Genomic DNA, 457 nt, shown 5'->3' on the forward strand with positions numbered 1-457 from the left:
TGCCACGACGTTTCATCATTACCTTTTGAATACTCATAGGCAATGTCGATATACGGCATGATCTTTTTACTGATTTCATAGCGAGTTTCAAGCCCTGCGGTTGCACTGCTTAAACCAGTTTTTTTCGCATATTTAGAGTCATCACTAAAGATCGCATCCAACTCTAAATAAGTTTGAATAATCAACTTTTGCGTAATCAGAAAATCACGTTCCGTTTCTAGACTAAAACCCGCATAACTGTCTTCTCCTGCATAGAGATAAGCATCAGTTTCAAAGAAATATGGTGCCATACCATGTAAGCCAATCACTGCATCAACATTTTCTTCGGTGTCTTTGCGATGATCATCGAGTTCAACTTTTTCACTGCGATAACGTGCACCAATCTGTGCATCCCAAAAGTCTGAAATCATACGGCTATATAAAAGTTTGGCATCATAATGTGCATCATGCGATTCTT

General features: G+C 38.7%; 1 protein-coding gene. It reads right to left on the reverse strand.

What is annotated here, in order from left to right; genetic code table 11:
* Positions 1 to 457: copper resistance protein B (locus tag NI468_RS16150; RefSeq protein WP_253102641.1), on the reverse strand; the 457-nt coding region annotated here is incomplete at both ends.

This window comes from Acinetobacter lwoffii, from assembly GCF_024129355.1.
Taxonomy (GTDB): Bacteria; Pseudomonadota; Gammaproteobacteria; order Pseudomonadales; family Moraxellaceae; genus Acinetobacter; species Acinetobacter lwoffii_I.